This is a genomic window from Actinokineospora sp. NPDC004072 (assembly GCF_053604195.1).
Window position 1 is genome coordinate 33,280 of record NZ_JBSGHB010000007.1, and the last position, 20,812, is coordinate 54,091.

The 20,812-nt window shown below is 74.4% G+C and carries 14 protein-coding genes; 13 read left to right on the top strand and 1 reads right to left on the bottom strand.

Annotation, left to right across the window (positions count from 1 at the left end):
- Nucleotides 1-31: 31 nt before the first annotated feature.
- The 6 genes from ACWEPX_RS12565 to ACWEPX_RS12590 are packed head-to-tail and all read left to right on the top strand — an operon-like array spanning nucleotide 32 to nucleotide 13,076.
- Nucleotides 32-3,685 carry a DUF4132 domain-containing protein gene (locus ACWEPX_RS12565; protein WP_451897250.1) on the top strand — a complete coding sequence of 1,218 codons (3,654 nt, stop codon included), beginning with the start codon at nucleotides 32-34 and terminating at the stop codon, nucleotides 3,683-3,685.
- Nucleotides 3,682-6,933 (top strand): DUF4132 domain-containing protein, encoded by a 3,252-nt coding sequence (locus tag ACWEPX_RS12570; protein WP_451897251.1) that lies wholly within the window; start codon nucleotides 3,682-3,684, stop codon nucleotides 6,931-6,933. The genes ACWEPX_RS12565 and ACWEPX_RS12570 overlap by 4 nt, the downstream gene beginning before the upstream one ends.
- Entirely contained in the window at nucleotides 6,930-7,997 is a 1,068-nt protein-coding gene (locus tag ACWEPX_RS12575; RefSeq protein WP_451897252.1) for an ATP-binding protein, read from the top strand. Before ACWEPX_RS12570 ends, ACWEPX_RS12575 begins: the two co-directional genes overlap by 4 nt.
- Nucleotides 7,997-10,195: a DUF5682 family protein gene (locus tag ACWEPX_RS12580; protein WP_451897253.1), complete on the top strand. Its 2,199-nt coding sequence runs from the start codon at nucleotides 7,997-7,999 to the stop codon at nucleotides 10,193-10,195. Before ACWEPX_RS12575 ends, ACWEPX_RS12580 begins: the two co-directional genes overlap by 1 nt.
- Nucleotides 10,192-11,298 carry a VWA domain-containing protein gene (locus tag ACWEPX_RS12585; protein WP_451897254.1) on the top strand — a complete coding sequence of 369 codons (1,107 nt, stop codon included), beginning with the start codon at nucleotides 10,192-10,194 and terminating at the stop codon, nucleotides 11,296-11,298. Before ACWEPX_RS12580 ends, ACWEPX_RS12585 begins: the two co-directional genes overlap by 4 nt.
- Nucleotides 11,295-13,076: an SWIM zinc finger family protein gene (locus tag ACWEPX_RS12590; protein ID WP_451897255.1), complete on the top strand. Its 1,782-nt coding sequence runs from the start codon at nucleotides 11,295-11,297 to the stop codon at nucleotides 13,074-13,076. Before ACWEPX_RS12585 ends, ACWEPX_RS12590 begins: the two co-directional genes overlap by 4 nt.
- Before the next feature lie 990 nt (nucleotides 13,077-14,066).
- Here ACWEPX_RS12590 and ACWEPX_RS12595 read toward each other — a convergent pair.
- Complete coding sequence (locus tag ACWEPX_RS12595; protein ID WP_451897256.1) at nucleotides 14,067-14,606, bottom strand: NUDIX domain-containing protein; 540 nt, start codon at nucleotides 14,604-14,606, stop codon at nucleotides 14,067-14,069.
- A 16-nt stretch (nucleotides 14,607-14,622) separates the two neighbouring features.
- Between ACWEPX_RS12595 and nucS the strand changes: the two genes are divergently transcribed.
- The 7 genes from nucS (at nucleotide 14,623) to dhaM (ending at nucleotide 20,666) form a co-directional block, all read left to right on the top strand.
- Nucleotides 14,623-15,282: an endonuclease NucS gene (nucS, locus tag ACWEPX_RS12600; RefSeq protein ID WP_451897257.1), complete on the top strand. Its 660-nt coding sequence runs from the start codon at nucleotides 14,623-14,625 to the stop codon at nucleotides 15,280-15,282.
- A 57-nt stretch (nucleotides 15,283-15,339) separates the two neighbouring features.
- Entirely contained in the window at nucleotides 15,340-16,293 is a 954-nt protein-coding gene (locus ACWEPX_RS12605) for a hypothetical protein (RefSeq protein ID WP_451897258.1), read from the top strand.
- A gap of 103 nt (nucleotides 16,294-16,396) precedes the next feature.
- Complete coding sequence (locus ACWEPX_RS12610; protein ID WP_451897259.1) at nucleotides 16,397-18,070, top strand: sodium:solute symporter family protein; 1,674 nt, start codon at nucleotides 16,397-16,399, stop codon at nucleotides 18,068-18,070.
- A 10-nt stretch (nucleotides 18,071-18,080) separates the two neighbouring features.
- Nucleotides 18,081-18,317 carry a hypothetical protein gene (locus ACWEPX_RS12615; protein WP_451897260.1) on the top strand — a complete coding sequence of 79 codons (237 nt, stop codon included), beginning with the start codon at nucleotides 18,081-18,083 and terminating at the stop codon, nucleotides 18,315-18,317.
- Nucleotides 18,318-18,409: 92 nt separating this feature from the next.
- Complete coding sequence (gene dhaK / locus ACWEPX_RS12620) at nucleotides 18,410-19,411, top strand: dihydroxyacetone kinase subunit DhaK (RefSeq protein ID WP_451897261.1); 1,002 nt, start codon at nucleotides 18,410-18,412, stop codon at nucleotides 19,409-19,411.
- Complete coding sequence (gene dhaL / locus ACWEPX_RS12625; protein WP_451897490.1) at nucleotides 19,411-20,007, top strand: dihydroxyacetone kinase subunit DhaL; 597 nt, start codon at nucleotides 19,411-19,413, stop codon at nucleotides 20,005-20,007. The genes dhaK and dhaL overlap by 1 nt, the downstream gene beginning before the upstream one ends.
- Entirely contained in the window at nucleotides 20,004-20,666 is a 663-nt protein-coding gene (gene dhaM / locus ACWEPX_RS12630) for a dihydroxyacetone kinase phosphoryl donor subunit DhaM (protein WP_451897262.1), read from the top strand. The genes dhaL and dhaM overlap by 4 nt, the downstream gene beginning before the upstream one ends.
- Nucleotides 20,667-20,812: the final 146 nt, after the last annotated feature.

Genomic DNA, 20,812 nt, shown 5'->3' on the forward strand with positions numbered 1-20,812 from the left:
GCGGACAAGCGGAAGTGAGAGAGGGGCAGCGGTGCGGCTGGAGTACGTCGGCGGCGGTTCGGCGAAGTTCTGGGAAGCCGAGCGGACGGGCGCGTCGGTCGTCGTCCGCTGGGGGCGCATCGGCACGGCCGGGCAGGCCAAGACGCGCGACTTCGCCGACGAGCCCAGCGCCCGCGACTTCCTGGACAAGCAGGCCGCCGAGAAGACCCGCAAGGGCTACCGCCCGGCAGGCCAGGCCCAGTCGACGCAGGCCGACCAGCAGCCGCAGGCTGGCCAGCAGACCGCGCCGGGCGGACAAGAGGGGCAGCAGGCCGCACAGCAGAACGGGCTGGGCGGGCAGCAGGCGGTGCCGGTCGGGCAAGGGGTGGTGCCGGACGGGCAGCAGGTGGAGCCGGTCGGGGGAGGGGTGGCGGTGGTCGGGCAGCAGGAGATGCCCGATGAGGACGCCTTCGCGCCGGGGCTGCTCGCCCAGGCCCTTCCTCGCCGCGACCAGGGTGTTCAGCCCCGCAAGTCGGACACGCGGCGACGGCAGAAGTTCGTCGAGTTCCTTGATGAGCGCCGCGGCACGATCCGCGGGGCCGTGGACAACGCCGATGCCAGGCTGCGCGAGGCCGCCCTGCGCTACCTCGACGGCGAGGCTGATCCGCTGGGGGCTGCCGCCGTCGCCACCGCCATCGAGGACGCCCGCGGGTGGCGCGGGGTGGACATGTCGGGTGTGGTCGGCGCGGGGTGGGTCGAGGTGCACGGGCCTGCTTTCGCGGCCGCGGCGTGCTCGGATCTGCTCCTGGTCGAGGCCCAGCACGCCCGCAAGGGCTTCCGGCTGGGCTTCCGCTCCGGGGACAGCGCCCGGTTGTGGCAGTGGGTCGGCGACCATCCGGTCGTGACGGCCAGGATCGCCCTGGCCGGGGCGTCCGAGGACGAGCACGCCGCCGCCGTCGCCGCGCTGGCCGAGCGCCGGGAGACCCCGCGCAGGCGGGCTGTCGCCGCCTTCCTCGCCCCCACCGAGACCGCCTGGGTGGAGGACTCGCTCGCCGACCTCGCCGCCGCGGACGCCCAGGACCAGTTCGCGCTGGCGATGCTGCTCGTCTGCGCCGTGAGCACCCCCGACCAGCTCACCCGGCTCGCCGACCAGATCACCCCCTGGCTGCTCGGCTCCAACCCCCGCGCGATCGCCACCCTGCTGCGCTCGGTCGGCCCCGCGGCCGTCCCATCCATGGCAGCGCACCTGGCCGACGCCTACGCCGAGCAGGCCCGCAAGATCCTGGCCGCCCTGGCGGGCACGCCGACCGACGAGGCGTTCGACCTGCTGCTGGACCGCATCGACCAGAAGTACGTCCCGACCGCGGTCCAGGAGGCGATGAAGCGCTACCCGAGGCGCGCGCTGCGCCTGCTCGCCGCCCGCAGCACCCGGTCCGCCGCGCAACTGCTGCGCGCCCACCTGGTCACCTTCCCCGACCTCGACGTCGACCTGCCCGCCGGGTCCGCGGCCCGGGTGGCGGCCGCGCGGGAGGCGGGCAAGCGCTTGCCCGACGCCCCGGTCGAGGCCCTGCCGCCCGTGCTGGCCACCCCGCCGTGGACGCGCAAGCGCGCGACCGCCAAGCCGATCGTGCTGGACCTGCCCGTCCCCGACGTCTCGGAGGTCCGGTGGGCCGAGGGCGAGCACGAGGAGTGGACGGCGCTGGTGGCCCGCCACCGCTACAACCCCCGCGGTCAGGACTGGCGGAGCGTGATCGGGTGGTTCCGCGCGGGCAACGCGCCCTACTACGTCGCCGCCGACATCCTCCTCAGCGCGCCGATGGAGCTGGCGCTCCCGGCTGTGCGGGAGTGGCGCCCGTCGGACACCTGGTCGATCGAGCGGTGGGGCCGCGCCCTGGTCGCCCGCTTCGGGGTCGACGCCATCGAGCCGCTGCTGTCCTCGCTGGCGAACTTCCCCTTCGCGGGCGGGGTCGCGGCGCTCGGGCCGGTGTTCGACGCCCGCGTCGCGGCGCTGATGGCCGACTTCCACGTCCGGTTGAAGTCCGTGCGGCCCGCCGCGGCCGCGTGGCTGGCCCGGCACGGCGCGGCCGCGGTGCCGCTGCTGGCGCCCGCGGCCCTGGGCGCGCCGGGCAAGGCCCGCGTGGCCGCGGAGAGCGCGATCCGGGCGATCGCCAGGCAGGTGGGCGACGAGGCCGTCCTGGCGGCGGTCGACCCGCAGGCCGAGGCGGGCATCGCCGCGCTGCTCGCCCGCGACCCGCTGACCGAGCTGCCCGCGCGGCTGCCGAAGGTCGGCGACTGGGCCGACCCGGCGCTGCTGCCGCAGATCAAGCTGCGCGGCGGCGGCACGGCGCTGTCGGTCGCGGCCACCAAGGACGTGCTGACGATGCTCGCCCTCGGCAAGCCCGGCGAGCCGTATGCGGGGGTCGAGCAGGTCGTCGCCGCGTGCGAGCCGCTGTCGACGTTCGCGTGGGGGGTGTTCGAGCGCTGGCAGGCCGCCGGTTACCCGTCCAAGGACGGCTGGGTGATGGCCGCGCTGGGCGTCCTCGGCGACGACGACACCGTGCGCGCGCTGGCCCCGCTCATCCGGACGTGGCCGGGCGAGGGCGGGCACCAGCGCGTCGTGGCCGGGCTGGACGTGCTGGCCGCCATCGGCACCGATGTCGCGCTGCTGCACCTCAACGGCATCGCCCAGAAGGTCAAGTTCAGCGGCTTGAAGACCCGGGCCAAGGAGAAGATCGCCCAGGTGGCGGCCGACCTCGGGCTCTCGGCCGAGCAGCTGGCCGACCGCCTGGTGCCCGACTTCGGCCTGGAAGCCGACGGCAGCATGGTCCTGGACTACGGCCCGCGCCAGTTCACCGTCGGGTTCGACGAGCAGCTCAAGCCCTACGTGTCGGATATGGACGGAACGCGCCGCAAGGTGCTGCCCAGGCCCGCGGCCAAGGACGACCCCGACCTCGCTCCCGCGGCCTACCAGCGGTTCGCCGCCCTGAAGAAGGACGTGCGCACCGTCGCCGACGACCAGATCCGCAGGCTGGAGCAGGCGATGGTGGCGCAGCGGCGGTGGAGCGGCCAGGAGTTCACTGATCTGTTCGTCAAGCATCCGCTGCTCTGGCACGTCGTGCGCAGGCTGGTGTGGGCGGTCTACGGCGAGACCACCACGGGATTCCGGGTCGCCGAGGACCGCACGCTCGCCGATGTGGACGATGAGCCGTTCACCCTGCCCGCCGACGCCCAGGTCGGTGTGGCGCACCCGCTGCACCTCGGCGAGAGCCTGCCCGCCTGGGCGGAGTTGTTCGCCGACTACGAGATCCTGCAACCCTTCCCGCAGCTGGGCCGCCCGATCCACGCCCTGACCGACGACGAGCGCAAGGCGGGCCTGACCCGGTTCGACGGCGCGAAGGTCTCGACCGGCCGGGTGCTCACCCTGGTCCGCCGCGGCTGGCAGCGGGGCGAGCCGCAGGACGCGGGCGTGGAACCGTGGATCATCAAGCCGTTGCCGGACGGCCGGGTCGTCGTGGCCCACCTCGACCCGGGCATCGTCGTCGGCGAGGTCATGGCCTTCCCCGACCAGGTGCTGGATTCCGTCCGCGTCGGCGCGGCGGACGCGGGCTACTACTGGCCGGACCGCCAGACCCGCGAACTCACCGACCTCGACCCGGTTACCGAGTCGGAGCTGCTGGCCGACCTCACGGAGGTGTTCACCGCATGACCGCGCTGTCCGAAGAGGACGTCTTCGCCCTCCCGCCCGCCCTGGCCTCGCGGGCGCTGCCCCGGCGCGACCGCGGCAAGCGCCCGGCCCAGCGGGCAGGCGAGCACCGCGACCTGATCGCCGAGCGCGGCAAGCGGGTCATGGAGGTCGTCGACAACCCCGAGACCGCGCCCGACCTGCGGGCCGCGGCCCACCGCCACCTCGGCGGCGACCCCGACCCGGTGGGTGCGGCCGCGCTCGCCACCGCCCTGGGCGTCGCGGTGCGCTGGGACGAGGACGAGCTGGTCGCCGCCGTGGGCGCGCGGTGGGTGGCCGAGCACGGCCCCGTCTTCGCCGCGGCCGCCGGGGCCGAACTCGCCGGGATCGCGCTGACCACCGTGGCGCACCGCGGGCCGGGCGGCATCGTGACTCCCCAGTACCACCTGCGCCCGCGCGGCGCGGACGAGGAGTTGGGCCATAGCTGGACCGGCATGCACCCGCTGGCGGCGGTCCGCGCGGGCTTGGCCGCCGCGGACGACGCCGAGTACGCCGCCGCGCTGGCCGAGCTGGCCGCGCGGCGCGGCACCCGGCTCCGCCGCGCCGTCGCCGCGTTCCTGGCGCCCACCGAACAGGCCTGGGTCGACGAGGCGTGCGCGGAGGTCGTCGGCAAGTCCGACGCGCACTACCCGCTCGCCTGGCTGCTGCTCTGCGCGGCCAGCACCCTCGACCAGCTCACCCCGGTGCTGCCGCTGGCCACCGCGTGGACGATCGGCCGCCACCCGCGCACGCTGCCCACGATGGTGGTCGGTGTCGGCCCCGCGATCGCCCCGGTGCTGGCCGAGTACCTGGCCGACGCGGACGCCGACCTGTCCCGCAGGCTGCTGCGCATGCTCGCCGAGATCCCCACCGACGAGGCGTTCACCCTGATGCTGGACCGCCTGGACCGCAAGCACGTGCGGCCTGCCTTGCAGGAGGCGATGAAGCGCTTCCCCAACCGCGCGCTGCGGCTGCTCGCCCGCCGCAACGGCGTCGAACCGCTGCTGCGCGCCCACCTGCTCGCCCACCCGGACCTGGTCGCCCCGCCGGAGGCCGCCGCCGCGGTCGAGGCCATCCGGCGCGCGACGGTCCGGCTGCCGGACGCGCCGGTCGAGGCGCTGCCGCCGGTCCTGGCCGCGCCGCCGTGGCGGCGCGAGCGGCGGGCGGCCAAGCCCGTCGTGGTCGACCTGCCCGTGCCCGAGGGCACCGAGCTGCGCTGGGCGCCGGGCGAGCAGGAGCGGTGGAGCGGCCTGATCGACCGGCGGAACCGCCCCTTCCGCTCCGACTGGTCCGAGCAGAAGTTCGCCGACGGCACGATCCCCACCTTCCGGGCCGTGGCCGCCCTGCTCACCGAGCCGGTCGAGCGCGCGCGGGAGCTGCTGCTGCAGTGGCGCCCGCGCACCCCGGTGCACGCCGAGGAGGACGGCCGGATGCTGATCGCCCGCTTCGGCGTCGACGCGGTGCCCCCGGTGGTGGCCGCGGTCGCGGCCGCGCCGACCCGGGACGCGGTGGCCGCGCTCGGGCCGGTGCTCAACGCCGAGGTCGCCGCGCTCATGGCCGACTGCGCCGCCCGGCTCAAGTCCGCGCGGGAACCGGCCGTCGCCTGGTTCGCCCGGCACGGCGCGGCGGCGGTCCCGCTCCTCGTCCCGGCCGCGCTCGGCAAGCCCGGGCCCGCGCGCGCCGCGGCCGAGGCCGCGCTCCGGCTCATCGCCCGGCAGTCCGGCGACGAGGCCGTGCTCGCCGCGACGGACCAGCCCGCGATCAAGGACCTGCTGGAGCGCGACCCGCTCACCGAGCTGCCCGCCCGCATGCCGACCGTCGGCGCGTGGGCCGACCCGGGGCTGCTGCCGCAGATCCGGCTGCGCGGCGGCGAGCACGCGCTGTCCCTGGCCGCCACCGCCGACCTGCTGACCATGCTCGCCCTCGGCAAGCCGGGCGAGCCCTACGGCGGCGTCGCGCAGGTCGCCGAGGTCTGCGCCCCCGGCGAACTCGCCGCGTTCGCCTGGGAGCTGTTCCTGCGCTGGCAGGCGGCTGGCTACCCGGCCAAGGACGGCTGGGTGATGGCCGCGCTGGGCGTCCTCGGCGACGACAGCACCGTGCGCGCGCTGGCCCCGCTGATCCGCGCGTGGCCGGGCGAGGGCGGGCACCAGCGGGCCGTCGCCGGGTTGGACGTGCTCGCCAGCATCGGCACCGAGGTCGCGCTGCTGCACCTCAACGCCATCGCGGGCAAGGTGCGCTTCGCCGGGCTCAAGGCCCGCGCCCAGGAGAAGATCGCCCAGGTGGCCGCCGGGCTCGGGCTCTCGGCCGAGCAGCTGGCCGACCGCCTGGTGCCCGACTTCGGCCTGGAAGCCGACGGCAGCATGGTCCTGGACTACGGCCCGCGCCAGTTCACCGTCGGGTTCGACGAGCAGCTCAAGCCGCACGTCAGCGACGGGCGGCCCCGCAAGTCCCTGCCCAAGCCGGGGGCCAAGGACGACCCGGTCCTCGCCCCTGCGGCCTACCAGCGGTTCGCGGCGCTGAAGAAGGACGTCCGCACGATCGCCGACGACCAGATCCGCAGGCTGGAGCAGGCGATGGTGGCCCAGCGGCGGTGGAGCGGCCAGGAGTTCACCGACCTGTTCGTCAAGCACCCGCTGCTGTGGCACGTCGTGCGCAGGCTGGTCTGGGCCGTCTACGGCGAGACCGTCACCGGGTTCCGCGTCGCCGAGGACCGCACCTTCGCCGATGTGGACGACGAGCCGTTCACCCTGCCCGCGGACGCCCGGGTCGGCGTCGCGCACCCGCTGCACCTCGGCGAGACCTTGCCCGCCTGGTCGGAGGTGTTCGCCGACTACGAGATCCTCCAACCGTTCCCGCAGCTGGGCCGCCCGGTCCACGCCCTCACCGACGCCGAGCGCGCCGAGCCGGTCCTGACCAGGTTCGACGGCCAGAAGACGCAGGCAGGCAGGCTCATGGGCCTGCTGCGCAGGGGCTGGGAGCGCGGCGACCCGCAGGACGCGGGCATCGTGCACTGGTTCACCAAGCCCCTGCCCGACGGGCGCGCCGTCGTGGCGAACATCGAGCCGGGCATCGCCGTGGGCGACCTGGCGATGTTCGAGGAGCAGGCCTTCGACGGCGTGCACATCGACGACACCGGCCTGGGCTACCACCGCGCGGGCAGCGCGCTGGGCACCCTCGACCCGGTCACCCAGTCCGAACTGATCACCGACCTCACCGAGGTGCTCGCCCCATGAACCCCGGATCCGCGCAGCGGCCGCCCGCCGAAGTCCGCCACGCCGCCGAGCTCGACCGGCTGCGCGCCGCCGACACCGCGCCCCGCCCGCCGGGGTGGGCGCTGAGCCTGGACGCCGCCCGCCGGTTCATCGTCGGCGACCCCGCGCTCGACGTGGCCCGCAAGTTCGTCGGCGACCCGTCGCTGGTCGACCGGGCGCTGATCACCCTGGCCACCAGCCGCGGCCTGCTGCTGGTCGGCGAGCCGGGAACGGCCAAGTCGCTGCTGTCGGAGCTGATCGCCGCGGCCGTCAGCGGCGACTCCACGCTGACCATCCAGGGCGGCGCGGCGACCACCGAGGACCAGATCCGCTACTCGTGGAACTACGCCCTGCTGGTCGCCGAGGGGCCGTCCCCGCGGTCGCTGGTGCCCGCGCCGCTGCTGCGCGGCATGGCCGACGGCAAGGTCGTGCGGTTCGAGGAGATCACCCGCTGCCCGCTGGAGGTGCAGGACACGCTGCTCTCCCCGCTGTCGGACCGGGTCATCGCCATCCCCGAGCTGACCGGGCCGGACGCGATGGTCTACGCCCGCGAGGGGTTCAACGTCATCGCCACGGCGAACTCGCGCGACCGCGGGGTCAACGAGATGAGCGCGGCGCTCAAGCGCCGGTTCAACTTCGAGACCGTCTTCGGCATCCCGGACCTGGCGACCGAGCTGGCCCTGGTCGAGGCCGAGTCGGCGGCGCTGCTGGCCCGCTCGGGGGTGCCGGTGGCTCAGCGGCCGGAGGTGCTGGAGGTGCTGGTCACCGCCTTCCGCGACCTGCGCACCGGCGGCGAGCGGCTCTCCACGGTGATGAGCACGGCCGAGGCGGTGTCGGTGGCGCACGCCGTCGGCCTGCGCGGCTGGTACCTGCGCGGGGAGCCGGGCTCGCCGGAGGACGTGGTGGAGTGCCTGGCGGGCACCGCGGCCAAGGACAGCCCGGACGACCTGGCCAAGCTGCGCCGCTACCTGGAGCAGCAGGTGCCGCGCAAGAACGGCGCGCACTGGGCCGAGCTGCACCGCGCGCGGCTGCGGCTGCCGGGCTGATGGGCGCGACCTTCCTCGGCGTGCGCCACCACAGCCCGGCCTGCGCCCGGTTGGTGGCCGCCGCCATCGCCGAGCTGCGGCCCGCGCATGTGCTCATCGAGGGCCCCGCGGACTTCCCCGTGGAGCAGCTGCTGCTCGGGCACACCCTCCCGGTGGCGATCTTCAGCTACGTGCGCGGCAGGCACATGTCGTGGTCGCCGTTCTGCGACTACTCCCCGGAGTGGGTGGCGCTGACCCGCGGCCACGCCGCGGGCGCGCAGGTGCGGTTCATCGACCTGCCCGCCTGGCACCCGGCCTTCGACCTCGACAACCGCTACGCCGACGCCGAGCGCCGCTACAGCGCCGCCATCGACGCCCTGTGCCGGTCCTTCGCCGTGGACAACGTGGACACGCTGTGGGACCACGTCGTGGAGTCCCAGCCAGACGAGGGCCTGGCCGAGCGCCTGGAGGCGTACTTCGACCTGATCCGCGGCGAGGTGGCCGCGGGCGCGTCCGACGCCGCGCGCGAGGAGTACATGGCCCGCTGGGTGCGGGCGGCGCTGCGGACCGGGGACGGGCCGGTGCTCGTGGTCACCGGCGGGTTCCACCGGCCCGCGCTGGTGGCGCTGTGCGCGTCCGACGACGGGGCGGCTGGCTGGCCGGAGGTGCCGCGGGTCGAGGACGGCGGCAGCTACCTGGTCCCGTACTCACACCAGCGGTTGGACGCCTTCACCGGCTACCAGTCGGGCATGCCGTCGCCGGGCTACTACCAGCGGCTCTGGGAGTCCGGGCCGCGCGAGGCCGCATGGGGCCTGGTGGCCGACGTGGTGACCCGGCTGCGGCAGCGCAAGCAGGTCGTGTCCACAGCGGACCTGATCGCGGCCCGCACGATGGCCACCGGCCTGGCCGCCCTGCGCGGGCACGTCGAGCCCGCCCGCGCCGACGTGCTCGACGGCCTGGTCAGCGCGCTGGTCTCCGACGGGCTGGACCAGCCGCTGCCCTGGTCGGTGCGGGGCCCGCTGGCCGCGGGCGCGCACCCGGTCGTGGTGGAGATGGTGGCCGCGCTGACCGGCGACCGGGTGGGCGAGCTGCACCCGGACACGCCCGCGCCGCCCCTGCTGGCCTCCGTCACCACGCTGCTGTCCGAACTGGACATCGCAGGCGCCGGGGAGATCGAGGTCGACCTCGCCGCAGACCGCGAGCGCAGCCGCGTGCTGAACCAGCTCCGCGTGCTGGACGTGCCCGGCTTCCAGCGGTTGAGCGGGCCGAGTGGCGGCGGTGACCCGGTGTGGGTGGAGCGCTGGCGGCTGGCCCCGTCGGACCTGCGCCTCCCGGCGCTGATCGAGGCCGCGGCCCGCGGCGCGACCCTGCCGGAGGCGGTGACGGCCGTGCTGGCCGAGCGCGCAGCCGGGGCGGGCGTCGACGCGCTCGCCGCCGTGCTGTTCGACGCGGTGCTCTGCGGCATGGCAGAGGTGGCCGACCGCCTGGGCGCGGCGCTGGCCGAGGCCATCGGCGAGGCCCGCGACCTCGCCGCGGTCGGCGCTGCGCTGGCGACCGCGGTCGGGCTGTACCGGCACGACCGGCTCCTCGGCGCGGCGGGCGGCGCGCTGCTCGCCGCGGTGATCGAGGCGGGTGTCCCCCGGGCGCTGTGGTTGGCCGAGGGGGTGCGCGGCGGGCCGGGCCCGGCCGAGCCCGCCCGGCTGGTCGCCCTGGCCGCCGTGCGCGACGCGGTTCGGCACACGCCGTGCGGGACACCGGTCGAGGTGGTCGTGGGCGTCGCCCGGCGCATCGGCGCGATGGCCGACGTGCCGCCGGACCTGCGCGGCGCGGCGCTCGGGCTGTGCTGGGCGCTGGGCGCCGAGGTCGACAGGTCGGTGCCGACCGCGGCCGGGGTCGTCGGCGACTGGCTCGCCGGGCTGTTCGCCGTGGCCCGCGCCGAGGTCCTGGCCGACGAGCCCGTGCAGGCCGCGCTGGACGAGGTCGTCTGCGCGATGACCGAGGACGAGTTCCTCATCGCCCTGCCCGCGCTGCGGCAGGCGTTCGAGTTCTTCCCGCCCGCCGAGCGGGAGGCGATCGCCGCGGGCCTGCTGCGGCGGCGCGGGACGGGCGGATCGGCGCGGGCGCTGACCCGGGTGCGCACCGATCCGCTGGTGGTGGCCAGGGGCGCGGCGCTGGAGGCCGCGGTGGACCGGGCGTTGGCGAAAGCGGGGCTGCGATGACATCGGACCTGGAGCGGTGGCGGCTGGTCCTCGGCGCGCCCGCCGCGGGCGTGACGGGGCTGGACGGGGAGTGCGCGGCCCGCGACGCCGCCCTCGACTGGCTCTACGGGCGCGATCCGGAGCTGGCCAGGCGCGGGGTGCGCCGGGGCGGCAGCCAGGGCTCGCAGATGACCACCGTGGACTGGCTGGACGACGTGCACCGGCTGTTCCCCAAGGAGACCATCGAGCGGCTGGAGCGCGACGCGGTGGAGCGCTACGAGATCCACGAGGTGGTCACCGACCCGGAGGTGCTGGCCCGCGTCGAGCCCAACCCGGCGCTGCTGCGGGCCGTGCTGCGCACCAAGCACCTGATGAACCCCCAGGTGCTCGCGCTGGCCCGGCGGATCGTGGCCGAGGTCGTGCGCGAGCTGGTGGCGCGGCTGGCCACCGACGTGCGCCGCGCCTTCACCGGCACGCGCCAGCGCACGCCGTCGAACTTCCGGCTCGCCCGCAACTTCGACTTCCGCGGCACGATCCGGGCCAACCTGGCCCACTACCAACCCGAGAGGAAGCGCTTGCTCATCGAGCGGGCGCGGTTCATCTCGCGCACCAAGCGGCACGTCGAGCCGTGGCAGTTCGTGCTGCTGGTCGACCAGTCCGGCTCGATGGCCGGGTCGGTGATCCACTCCGCGGTGACCGCCTCCTGCCTGTGGGGCGTGCCGGGGCTGCGCACCCACCTGGTCGCGTTCGACACCGAGGTCGTCGACCTGACCTCCGACGTCACCGACCCGGTGGAGCTGCTGATGAAGGTCCAGCTCGGCGGCGGCACCGACATCGCCAGGGCCGTGCGGTACGGGGCCGCGCTGGTCGACGCGCCGCGGCGGGCCATCGTGGCGATCGTGTCCGACTTCTACGAGGGCGGCGACGAGCACGCCCTGGTGCGCACGGTGCGCGGGCTGGTCGGGCAGGGCACGCACGTGCTGTGCCTGGCCGCCTTGGACGAGGACGCGCACCCCGCCTACGACCGCGAGCTGGCCCAGCGCCTGGCCGGGGTCGGCGCGCACGTCGGGGCGATGACCCCGGGGCGGCTGGCCGAGTTCGTCGCCGAGCGGATCGGCCGATGAGCCGGGCGGACCTGCTCGCGCTGACCCAGGACGCGCTGGCGGCGCTGGCCAACCGCGGCCTGGTCAAGCGCGCGGCCAAGGAGGCGGCGGGGGCCGCGGTCACCTGCGTGGACGACGTGGTCGAGGCGCGGTTCGCCGACGGGACGCGCACCACCCTGCCGCCCGGCGTCGGCCTCGACGGCGGGACCTGCTCCTGCGGGGCGCCGGGGCTGTGCAGGCACCGGATCGCCGCGGTGCTGGCCTACCAGGAGACGGGCGCGGCGCCTGCCGCGGCGGCGTGGTCGCCGGGGGAGTTCACCGACGACGAGCTGACCGCCCGCTTCGGCGCGCGCGTGGTGAAGGCGGCCCGGCGCACGATGGCCGCCGGGTACTCGGCGCGGGTGCGGCGCGACCCGGTGTCGGTGGCGATGGCCGCGGCGACCGTCCGGTTCCTGGTGCCCGGCGACCTCGCCTACGTCGACTGCGACGCCCGCGACGGCGGCGAGCTCGTCGTGCTGGCCGTGTGGGCGTTCCGGGTGGCCGACGCGGAGCACCCGGGCGAGGCCGACGTCACCGTGGACATCGGCGTGGTGGAGCGCGGCTCCGACGGCGACGTGCTGTCCATTGTGGATGACCTGCTGGTCGACGGGGTGGCCACCGCGGGACCGGTGCTCGCCGCGGCCCTCGGCCGCGAGCGCGACGCGCTCGACCGGGCCGGGCTGCGCTGGCCTGCCGCGGCGGCCGACGACCTGGTCCAGCAGCTGACCGCCTACGCCGAGCGCGGGGCCGCGCACAACCCGGTGCGGGTGGCCGAGCTGATCACCGAGCTGCACGCCCGCCACCGGGTGCCGCCATCGCCGCGGGCGCTGGGCACCGAGGAGCCGGCGCGCACCCCGCTCAAGCAGGTCCGCATGGTCGGCCTCGGCGCGCGCGTCACCGAGGCGGGCACCGAGGTCTACCTGGCCCACCCGGCGACCTCGACGGTGCTGGTGCTGCGCGCCACCGGCCGCCGGGTGGCCGGGACGACGGTGGGCGCGCTGGCGACGGGCAACGTCGTCAGCGAGGCCGCGGTCCGCAGCGCCAGCCGGGTCGTGCGGTTCTCCGCGGGCGCGTTGGCCCGCACGGCCGTCACCCCGCTCGGCGACGCCTGGCAGCGGCTGCCCCCGGGCCTGCTGGTCGAGGACGTCCCCGCCCTCCTCGCCGACCTCGCCGACCTCCCACCCCGCCTGGTCCGCGCCCGCGTCGAAGCCGAACACGTCCGGGTGATCCCGCTCGCCGAGATCGGGGGCGTCGAGTACCACCCGGGCGCCCAGCGCCTCACCGCCACCGCGACCACTCCGGACGGCGCGACCATCACCATCACCCTCGACCACCGAGCCCCCGCCCCCGCCGCGATCGACGCCCTGGCCCGCGCCCTCGCCACCACCCCCACCGCCATCACCGGCCCGGTCCGCCGCGGCCGGGAGGGCCTGGAGATCACTCCCCTCGCCGTCCTGACCAGCACCGGCCCCCTGGTCCCCGACCTGGCCCCCGCCGACTCGGTTCCCCTCCCCCCATCAGCCACCCCAGAGCCCGACCCCCTGTCCTCCGCCCTCACCCTCCTCGCCGAAGCCGCCCACCGCGGCCTCCACCACCTCCCCCCGACCTACCCCGACCGGGTCAACGAAGCCGCAACCGCCCTAACCACCATCGGCCTCCCCCAATGCGCCCACCTCCTCCACACCTGGGGCGCCGACCCCACCCCCACCACCTGGATCAACGCCGCCATCCGCCTCTTCACCGCCGCCGAACTCCGCTAACCAGCCCACCCTGGCGGTCCCGATCCAGGGGGCCGCTGGAGCTGGGGTGTTGGCGTGGGGAGGTCGCACGCCACCTGGTGGAGTGGGCTCGTCGTCCGCGACTGTCCCGTTGCGCCCCCACGGTCCGCACCGCTGCTGGACTGGCTCGGTCGGGCAGCGGTGCGCTTGCGGCCGACGCGCATCAGGCCGACTGCGCGCCCGCCGGCGTTGCCCCGTCGGCCCCGATCCCTGGCCGCCGCGTCTGGCTGGCTACGCGCAGGTCCTTGCAAACTGCCGTGAGAGTTCCCGCGCCCCCGTCCCCACGGTCGAGGACGGGCGCGTTCGTCGTGCGCACCTCCTCGTTCAGGCGGTTCCAGGGCCGTCATCGAAGGGCGCCTCGCCGCTGGAGACCAGGCTGGCGACGGTGTCGTAGGGGACGCGGGTGTTCGCGATGGCGGGCCCTCCCCCGGAGCGGCCAGCGTGGACTTCCAGGTGGGGTTGGGGCGGAGGAAGTCGACAACCTCTTGGCCCTGCACGTTGGTGAATGGGGCGAAGATGTCGGCGAGGTCAACGAGGTACTCCTGGCCGGGGCGCGCCACGAGGTCGCGCCGGGATTCGGGCCGCTACCAGGTCGCGGAAGGAGTACAGCAGTCCGTATCACCTGTTCGAAGTAACCAGGGGGCGTCGTTGGACGTTCGCCTCCTACGAGTCCGAGTGGCTTCATAGGTTGGCCCGTCGGCCCCGGAATGGATCGGCGGCTTGGCCGCGGAGTTTCCGGTGAGTTTCCGGTGGAACGAGTGAGGTTCCGTCCATGCCGGACCGGGCCTCACCTGCACCTATGTGCGCGACCAAGGGCTCCAGCCCCGAACCCGCTGGTTAAGAGCCACGGGCTGCCAGGCGGGCTTACCCCTCGCGGCTGGCCCATTCGCCGCGGGGCGTCTAGCCCTGCAAGGCGGACTCCGCGCTTCGCGGCCGCTGCGAGCAGTGTCCCGCCTATCTGGCGGGCGGCGCTCAGCGGGGGTGGGTCAGCAGGAGCAGGGCGTAGGCGGCGATTGACTGGGCGTCGGTGATTTCGCCGGTGCGGATCATTGACTCGAAGGTGGGGCGGGGGAACCAGGCGCTGCGCATGTCTTGTTCTTCGGGTTCTCGGGCGTGGGGGCCTTGGGTGAGGTCGGTGGCCAGGAAGACGTGGCCGCGCTGGCTGGACATGCCGGGGGCGCAGTCGAGGCCGCCGAGGCGGGTGATCGTGCCCGCGAGCAGGCCGGTCTCCTCGCGGAGCTCGCGGGCGGCGAGGGCCTCGGGGGCGAGGTCGGCGCGGTCGGGGGCGGTGCCCTGGGGGAACTCCCAGCGGCGCTGGCCCAGCGGGTAGCGGTACTGCTCGACCAGCATCATGCGGTCGCCGTCAAGGGGGATGACCAGCGCGTAGTCCGGTTTGTCCACCACCCCGTAGATGCCCGTGCTGCCGTCGGCGCGGCGGATGTCGTCCTCGCGGACGGTCATCCACGGGTTCGCGTACACCTGCCGTGTGCCCAGGGAGTCCACGGACGCCATTGTTAACCTGCTCGCCGTGCGCCTCGTGATCGCCCGGTGCCAGGTCGACTACGTCGGCAGGCTGACCGCCCACCTCCCCATGGCCAACCGCCTGCTCCTGGTGAAGGCCGACGGCTCCGTCTCCGTCCACTCCGACGACCGCGCCTACAAGCCGCTGAACTGGATGACGCCGCCGTGCTGGCTCATCGAGGACCGCGGGATCTGGACCGTGCAGAACAAGGCGGGTGAGAAGCTGGTCATCACCATCGAGGAGATCCGCCACGACTCCGCCCACGAGCTGGGCCCCGAGCCCGGCCTGGTCAAGGACGGCGTCGAGGCCCACCTGCAGGAGCTGCTGGCCGAGCACATCACCACCCTCGGCGACGGCTACACCCTGGTCCGCCGCGAGTACCCCACCGCCATCGGCCCGGTCGACATCCTCTGCCGCGACAGCACCGGGGCCGCCGTGGCCGTGGAGATCAAGCGCCGCGGCGAGATCGATGGGGTCGAGCAGCTGACCCGCTACCTCGACCTGCTCAACCGCGACCCGCTGCTGTCCCCGGTCCGCGGGGTCTTCGCAGCCCAGCAGATCAAACCGCAGGCCAGGACCCTCGCCGAGGACCGCGGCATCCGCTGCGTCACCCTCGACTACGACGCCCTGCGCGGCATCGAGCCCGACGAGTTCCGGCTGTTCTGAAACGGCGGGCCGCCCCCGCGCGACATACGTAGACATCGCGTGGGGGAGGGGGAACCCATGATCGCGGGGGACTCGACGGCGGGCGGCGAACCGGTTCCGGACTACCTGTGGTCCGGGGATGCGGAGTGGTCGGCGGACTACAACCCGCGGCTGGCCCTGCTCAAGCAGAGCTGGGTGATGATCGACCACATCGCCCGCTCCGGCATCCAGCCGCCCGCGGCGGCCTTCGACGTGGTCGAGCGGGCCCGCCGGGAGTGCCTGGGCGAGCCGCCCGCGGGCGAGCCGGTGACCCTGGGCGAGCTGGCCGAGGCCCACGGCCTGCTGGCCAAGGCCGTCGCGCCTGCCACGCCGAGCACCATCCAGCTGCTGGCCGACGAGCGCCCGGGCCGCATCGGCCGCTACTTCGGCCCGACGAAGTACGCCCGGCTGATGTCCGTGGTGGCGATCATCGCGTTCGCCCTGTTCGGCATCGGGCAGGGCGTGCTGGCCACCGGCACGGCCACGGGCTGGCTCGACGTCGGGCTCACCGCGCTGGCCTCGATCATCGGCGGCCTGTTCTACGTGATGTTCGACCTGAGCAGGCAGCTCAAGAACGGCTCGTTCCGCCGCTCGCTGGAGGGCCACTACACGATCTTGGTGATCCTGGGCGGGCTGTCCGGCACCGTGCTCGCGCTGCTGGTCATCCAGCCGCAGGACGACCAGGCGGGCGTCGCCGTCCTGCTCACCCGGCCGCTGATCGCGCTGGTGGGCGGCTTTTCGGCCGAGGCGGTCCACCGCATCCTGCAACGCCTGGCCAGCACCGTCGTCGCCCTGGTCAACGGCTCGGGGGAGGAGCTGGTCGAGGCCGCGCGCACCCGCGCCGACGCGCAGGTCCTCACCGCGAAGACCGCCACCGTGCAGGACCTCATCGCCCTGAACGCGACCCTGACCGACCCCGCGGCCCGCGCCGAGGTCGACAAACTCGTGGCCAAGGTCCTCAGCGGCCTGCCCGCGGGTCAGCCGGGCGGGTAGCCCGCGCGCGCTCTCGTCGTGCGGGAGCGCGGCCAGCGGGCCATGCTGGCCCTGATCACGGCTGACCCCGGTCACGGGCTGGCGCTGGTCTCGGGAGGGATGCATGGCGGTCCTGGCGCAAGCGGACCTGCGGTTGGACGCGAACTGGGTGGACTACACCCTGCTCGCGATCTACTTCGCCGTCGTGCTCGGCATCGGGTACATGGCCCGGCGGTCGGTGTCGAGCAGCTTGGACTTCTTCCTGTCCGGGCGCTCGCTGCCCGCATGGGTGACGGGCCTGGCGTTCATCTCGGCCAACCTCGGCGCCGTCGAGATCTTCGGCATGACGGCCAACGGGGCCCAGTACGGCATCCCGACGGTGCACTACTACTGGATCGGCGCGATCCCGGCGATGGTGTTCCTCGGCCTGGTGATGATGCCGTTCTACTACGGCTCCAAGGTCCGCAGCGTGCCGGAGTTCCTGCTGCGCCGCTTCGGCAAGCTCGCCCACCTGGTCAACGGCCTGAGCTTCGCCACGGCCCAGGTGCTCATCGCGGGCATCAACCTCTTCGCCCTGGGCACCGTGGTCAACCTGCTGCTCGGCTGGCCGCTGTGGCTCTCGGTCGTGGTCGCCGCGGCGATCGTGCTGGCCTACACCTCGCTGGGCGGGCTCAGCGCCGCGGTCTACAACGAGGTGATGCAGTTCTTCGTCATCGTGGCGATGCTGCTGCCGCTGACCTTCATCGGCCTGCACCGCGTCGGCGGGTGGGACGGGCTGGTCGACAAGATCGCAGGCGACGCGGCCGACCAGGTCAGCAGCTGGCCCGCGACCAACCTGACCGGCATCGGCGACGCCACGCTGTCGGTGCTGGGCATCGTCTTCGGCCTCGGCTTCGTGCTCAGCTTCGGCTACTGGACGACGAACTTCGCCGAGGTGCAGCGGGCCATGTCGGCCAAGTCGATGTCGGCGGCCCGGCGCACCCCGCTGATCGGCGCGTACCCGAAGACGCTGATCGCGCTGATCATCGTCATCCCGGGCATGATCGCCGCGGTGCTGTCCCCGGAGCTGGCCGCCTACAAGGCGGGCGCGGACACCGGGGTCGACTACAACGACGCGATCATGCTGCTGATCCGCGACCTGCTGCCCAACGGCATGCTCGGCATCGCCATCACCGGCCTGCTGGCCTCGTTCATGGCGGGCATGGCGGCCAACGTCAGCTCGTTCAACACCGTCTTCACCTACGACCTCTGGCAGAGCTACATCGTCAAGGGCAAACCCGACCACTACTACCTGCGCGTCGGGCGCATCGTCACCGTCGTGGGCTGCCTGGCTGCCATCGGGACCGCGTTCATCGCCGCCGGCTACAACAACATCATGAACTACCTGCAGGCGTTGTTCAGCTTCTTCAACGCCCCGCTGTTCGCCACGTTCATCCTGGGCATGTTCTGGAAGCGGATGACGCCGCTGGCAGGCGGCCTCGGCCTGATCGCGGGCACGCTGTCGGCGGTCACCATCGACGTGCTGAACCGGGCGGGCGTGCTGGGGCTGGCCGGGCAGGGGGCCAGCTTCGTCGCCGCGATCACCGCCTTCGTGGTCGACATCGTCGTCAGCGTCGCCGTCACCCTGGTGACCCGGCCGAAACCGGACCGCGAGCTGGTCGGGCTGGTGTGGTCGCTGACCCCGCGCGACCAGTGGCGGGAGACCCACGGCGACGCGAGCGGCTGGTACCGGCGGCCGGGCGTGCTGGCCGCGGGCGTGCTGGGCCTGACCGCCGTGCTGAACATCATCTTCTGGTGAGGGGGAAACCGTGGCCGCCAAAGCCGGGCTGTTCGACCTGCGGGGCATCTTGGCCCTGCTCTTCACCATCTACGGAGTGGTCCTCACCATCATGGGGCTGTTCGCCACCTCCCCGGAGGACCTGCGCAAGTCGGGCGACATCAACGTGAACCTGTGGGTGGGCCTGGGCCTGCTGGTCGCCGCGGCGCTGTTCGCGCTGTGGCAGCGGCTGCGCCCGCTGGCGATCCCCGAGGAATCCGAGGGCTGATCCACTCGATAGCTTGCACGCTGAATCGGGCGCTACCGCCACGCCGGGCCCCGGGTGTAGGAACGAAGCCGGGACCAAGGAGGCGACCGTCGATGAAGAAGATCATCAACCGGGCGGACGCGGTGGTCGCCGAGAGCCTGCGCGGCCTGGCCGCCGCACACCCCGACCTGCTGCGGGTGGTCGCCGACCCGGCCCAGGTGCTGCGGGTGGACGCGCCGGTCGCGGGCAAGGTCGCGGTGGTCTCCGGCGGCGGGTCCGGCCACGAGCCGCTGCACGGCGGGTTCGTCGGCCCCGGCATGCTCGACGCCGCGTGCCCCGGCGCGGTGTTCACCTCCCCGACGCCCGACCAGGTGCACGCCGCGATCACCGCGGTGCACGGCGGCGCGGGCGTGCTCCTGCTGGTCAAGAACTACACCGGGGACGTGCTGAACTTCGAGACGGCCGCGGAGCTGGCCGCCGCCGACGGCATCGACGTGCGCACCGTCGTCATCGACGACGACGTCGCCGTGCGCGACTCGACCTTCACCGCCGGGCGGCGCGGGGTCGGCGGGACGGTGCTGCTGGAGAAGATCGTCGGGGCGGCCGCGGAATCCGGGGCCGACCTGGACACCTGCGAGCGCGTCGCCCGGTCGGTGGTCGCCGAGGTCCGGTCGATGGGCATGGCGCTGACCGCGCCGACCGTGCCGCACGTCGGCTCGCCGAGCTTCGAGCTGGGCGCGGCCGAGATGGAGGTCGGCATCGGCATCCACGGCGAGCCCGGCCGGGCCAGGACGCCGCTGGTCGGCGCCGACGAGATCGTCGACGGGCTGCTCGACCCCATCCTGGCCGACCTGCCGTTCGCCGAGGGCGACGACGTGCTGCTGTTCACCAACTCGATGGGCGGCACCCCGCTGCTGGAGCTGTACCTGGCGCACGGCATCGCCGAGGACCGGCTGGCCGCGCGCGGCATCGAGGTGCGGCGGCGGCTGGTGGGGCCGTACATCACGAGCCTGGAGATGCAGGGCATGAGCCTGACGCTGCTGCGCATGACCGACGAGCTGCTCGCCTACTGGGACGCGCCGGTGCGCACGGCAGCCCTGCGGTGGGGGTGCTGATGCGCTGCGGCACCGCCGGGGTCGTCGCGGGCGTGCGGCGCGCGGCGGCCGCGGTGGCCGAGCACCGCGACGAGCTGGTGGACCTGGACAAGGCCATCGGCGACGGCGACCACGGCGAGAACCTCAAGCGCGGCTTCGGGTTCGTCGTCGCGGCGCTGGACTCGTCCACTTTCGACACCCCGGGCGCGGTGCTCAAGCTGGTCGCCACGACGTTGATCTCCAAGGTGGGCGGCGCGTCCGGACCGCTGTACGGCACGGCGTTCCTGCGCGCGGCGACCCAGGCGGGCGACGCGCCGGAGCTGGACGTCGTGGCGGCGCTGCAAGCGGCCCTCGGCGGGATCGTGGACCGCGGCAAGGCCGTCGTGGGGGACAAGACGATGGTGGACGCGCTGACCCCCGCGGTCGAGGCCGCGCTGGCCGGGGCCACGCTGGCCGGGATCGCCGACGCCGCCGCCGAGGGCGCCGCGTCGACGGTGCCGCTGGTGGCCCGCAAGGGCCGCGCGTCGTACCTCGGGCAGCGCAGCGCCGGGCACCTGGACCCGGGCGCGCGCTCGACGGCGATCATCCTGCGGGCCTTCGCCGAGGCCGCGTCGTGAGCCGGGTGGGGCTGGTGCTGGTCTCCCACAGCGCCCGGCTGGCCGAGGGCCTGGCCGAACTGGCCGCCCAGATGGCCCCGGACGTGGCGATCATCCCCGCGGGCGGATCCGAAGGCGACCTGGGCACCGACTTCGACCTGGTCTCCGACGCCCTGGCCAGAGCCCAGTCCGGCGCGGGCGTGATCCTGCTGTACGACCTGGGCAGCGCCAAACTCGTCGCCGACGTAGCCGTCGAGATGCTGGGCGACCCGACGACCGCGGCCGTCGTGGACGCCCCGCTGGTCGAGGGCGCGATCGCAGCCGCGGTGGCCGCCCAATCCGGCGCCGACCTCGACGCGGTCCTCTCCGCCGCCGCCGCAGCCCTGAGCACCAGGTCCGACGGCCCAGCGGGCTCAGGCAGCAGCGTCGAGATCCACCTGACCAACGACGTCGGCCTCCACGCCCGCCCAGCCGGACTGCTCGTCCGCGCCCTGTCCGACCTCGACGCCGACGTCACCCTCGAATACCAGGGCCGCACAGCCGACGCCCGCAGCGTCCTAGCCCTCCTCTCCCTAGCCGCCCCCGCAGGCGCCCGCCTAACCGCCACCGCAACCGGCCCAGACGCCCCCGAAGCCCTCCACCGCCTCCAATCCCTCGCGTCCCGCAGCTTCGCAGGCTAATCCCACCCACCCCAACCCCCTGCGCCGTCGCCCGAGCCGCCCCCACTGTCATGCCCGCCCGACCTAGGGCGACACGCAGCCTGGCGAGCGAACCCGCCCATCCCGAACCGCACTGTCGACCGGCCACCCGCCGGCGCCCCGGCCCG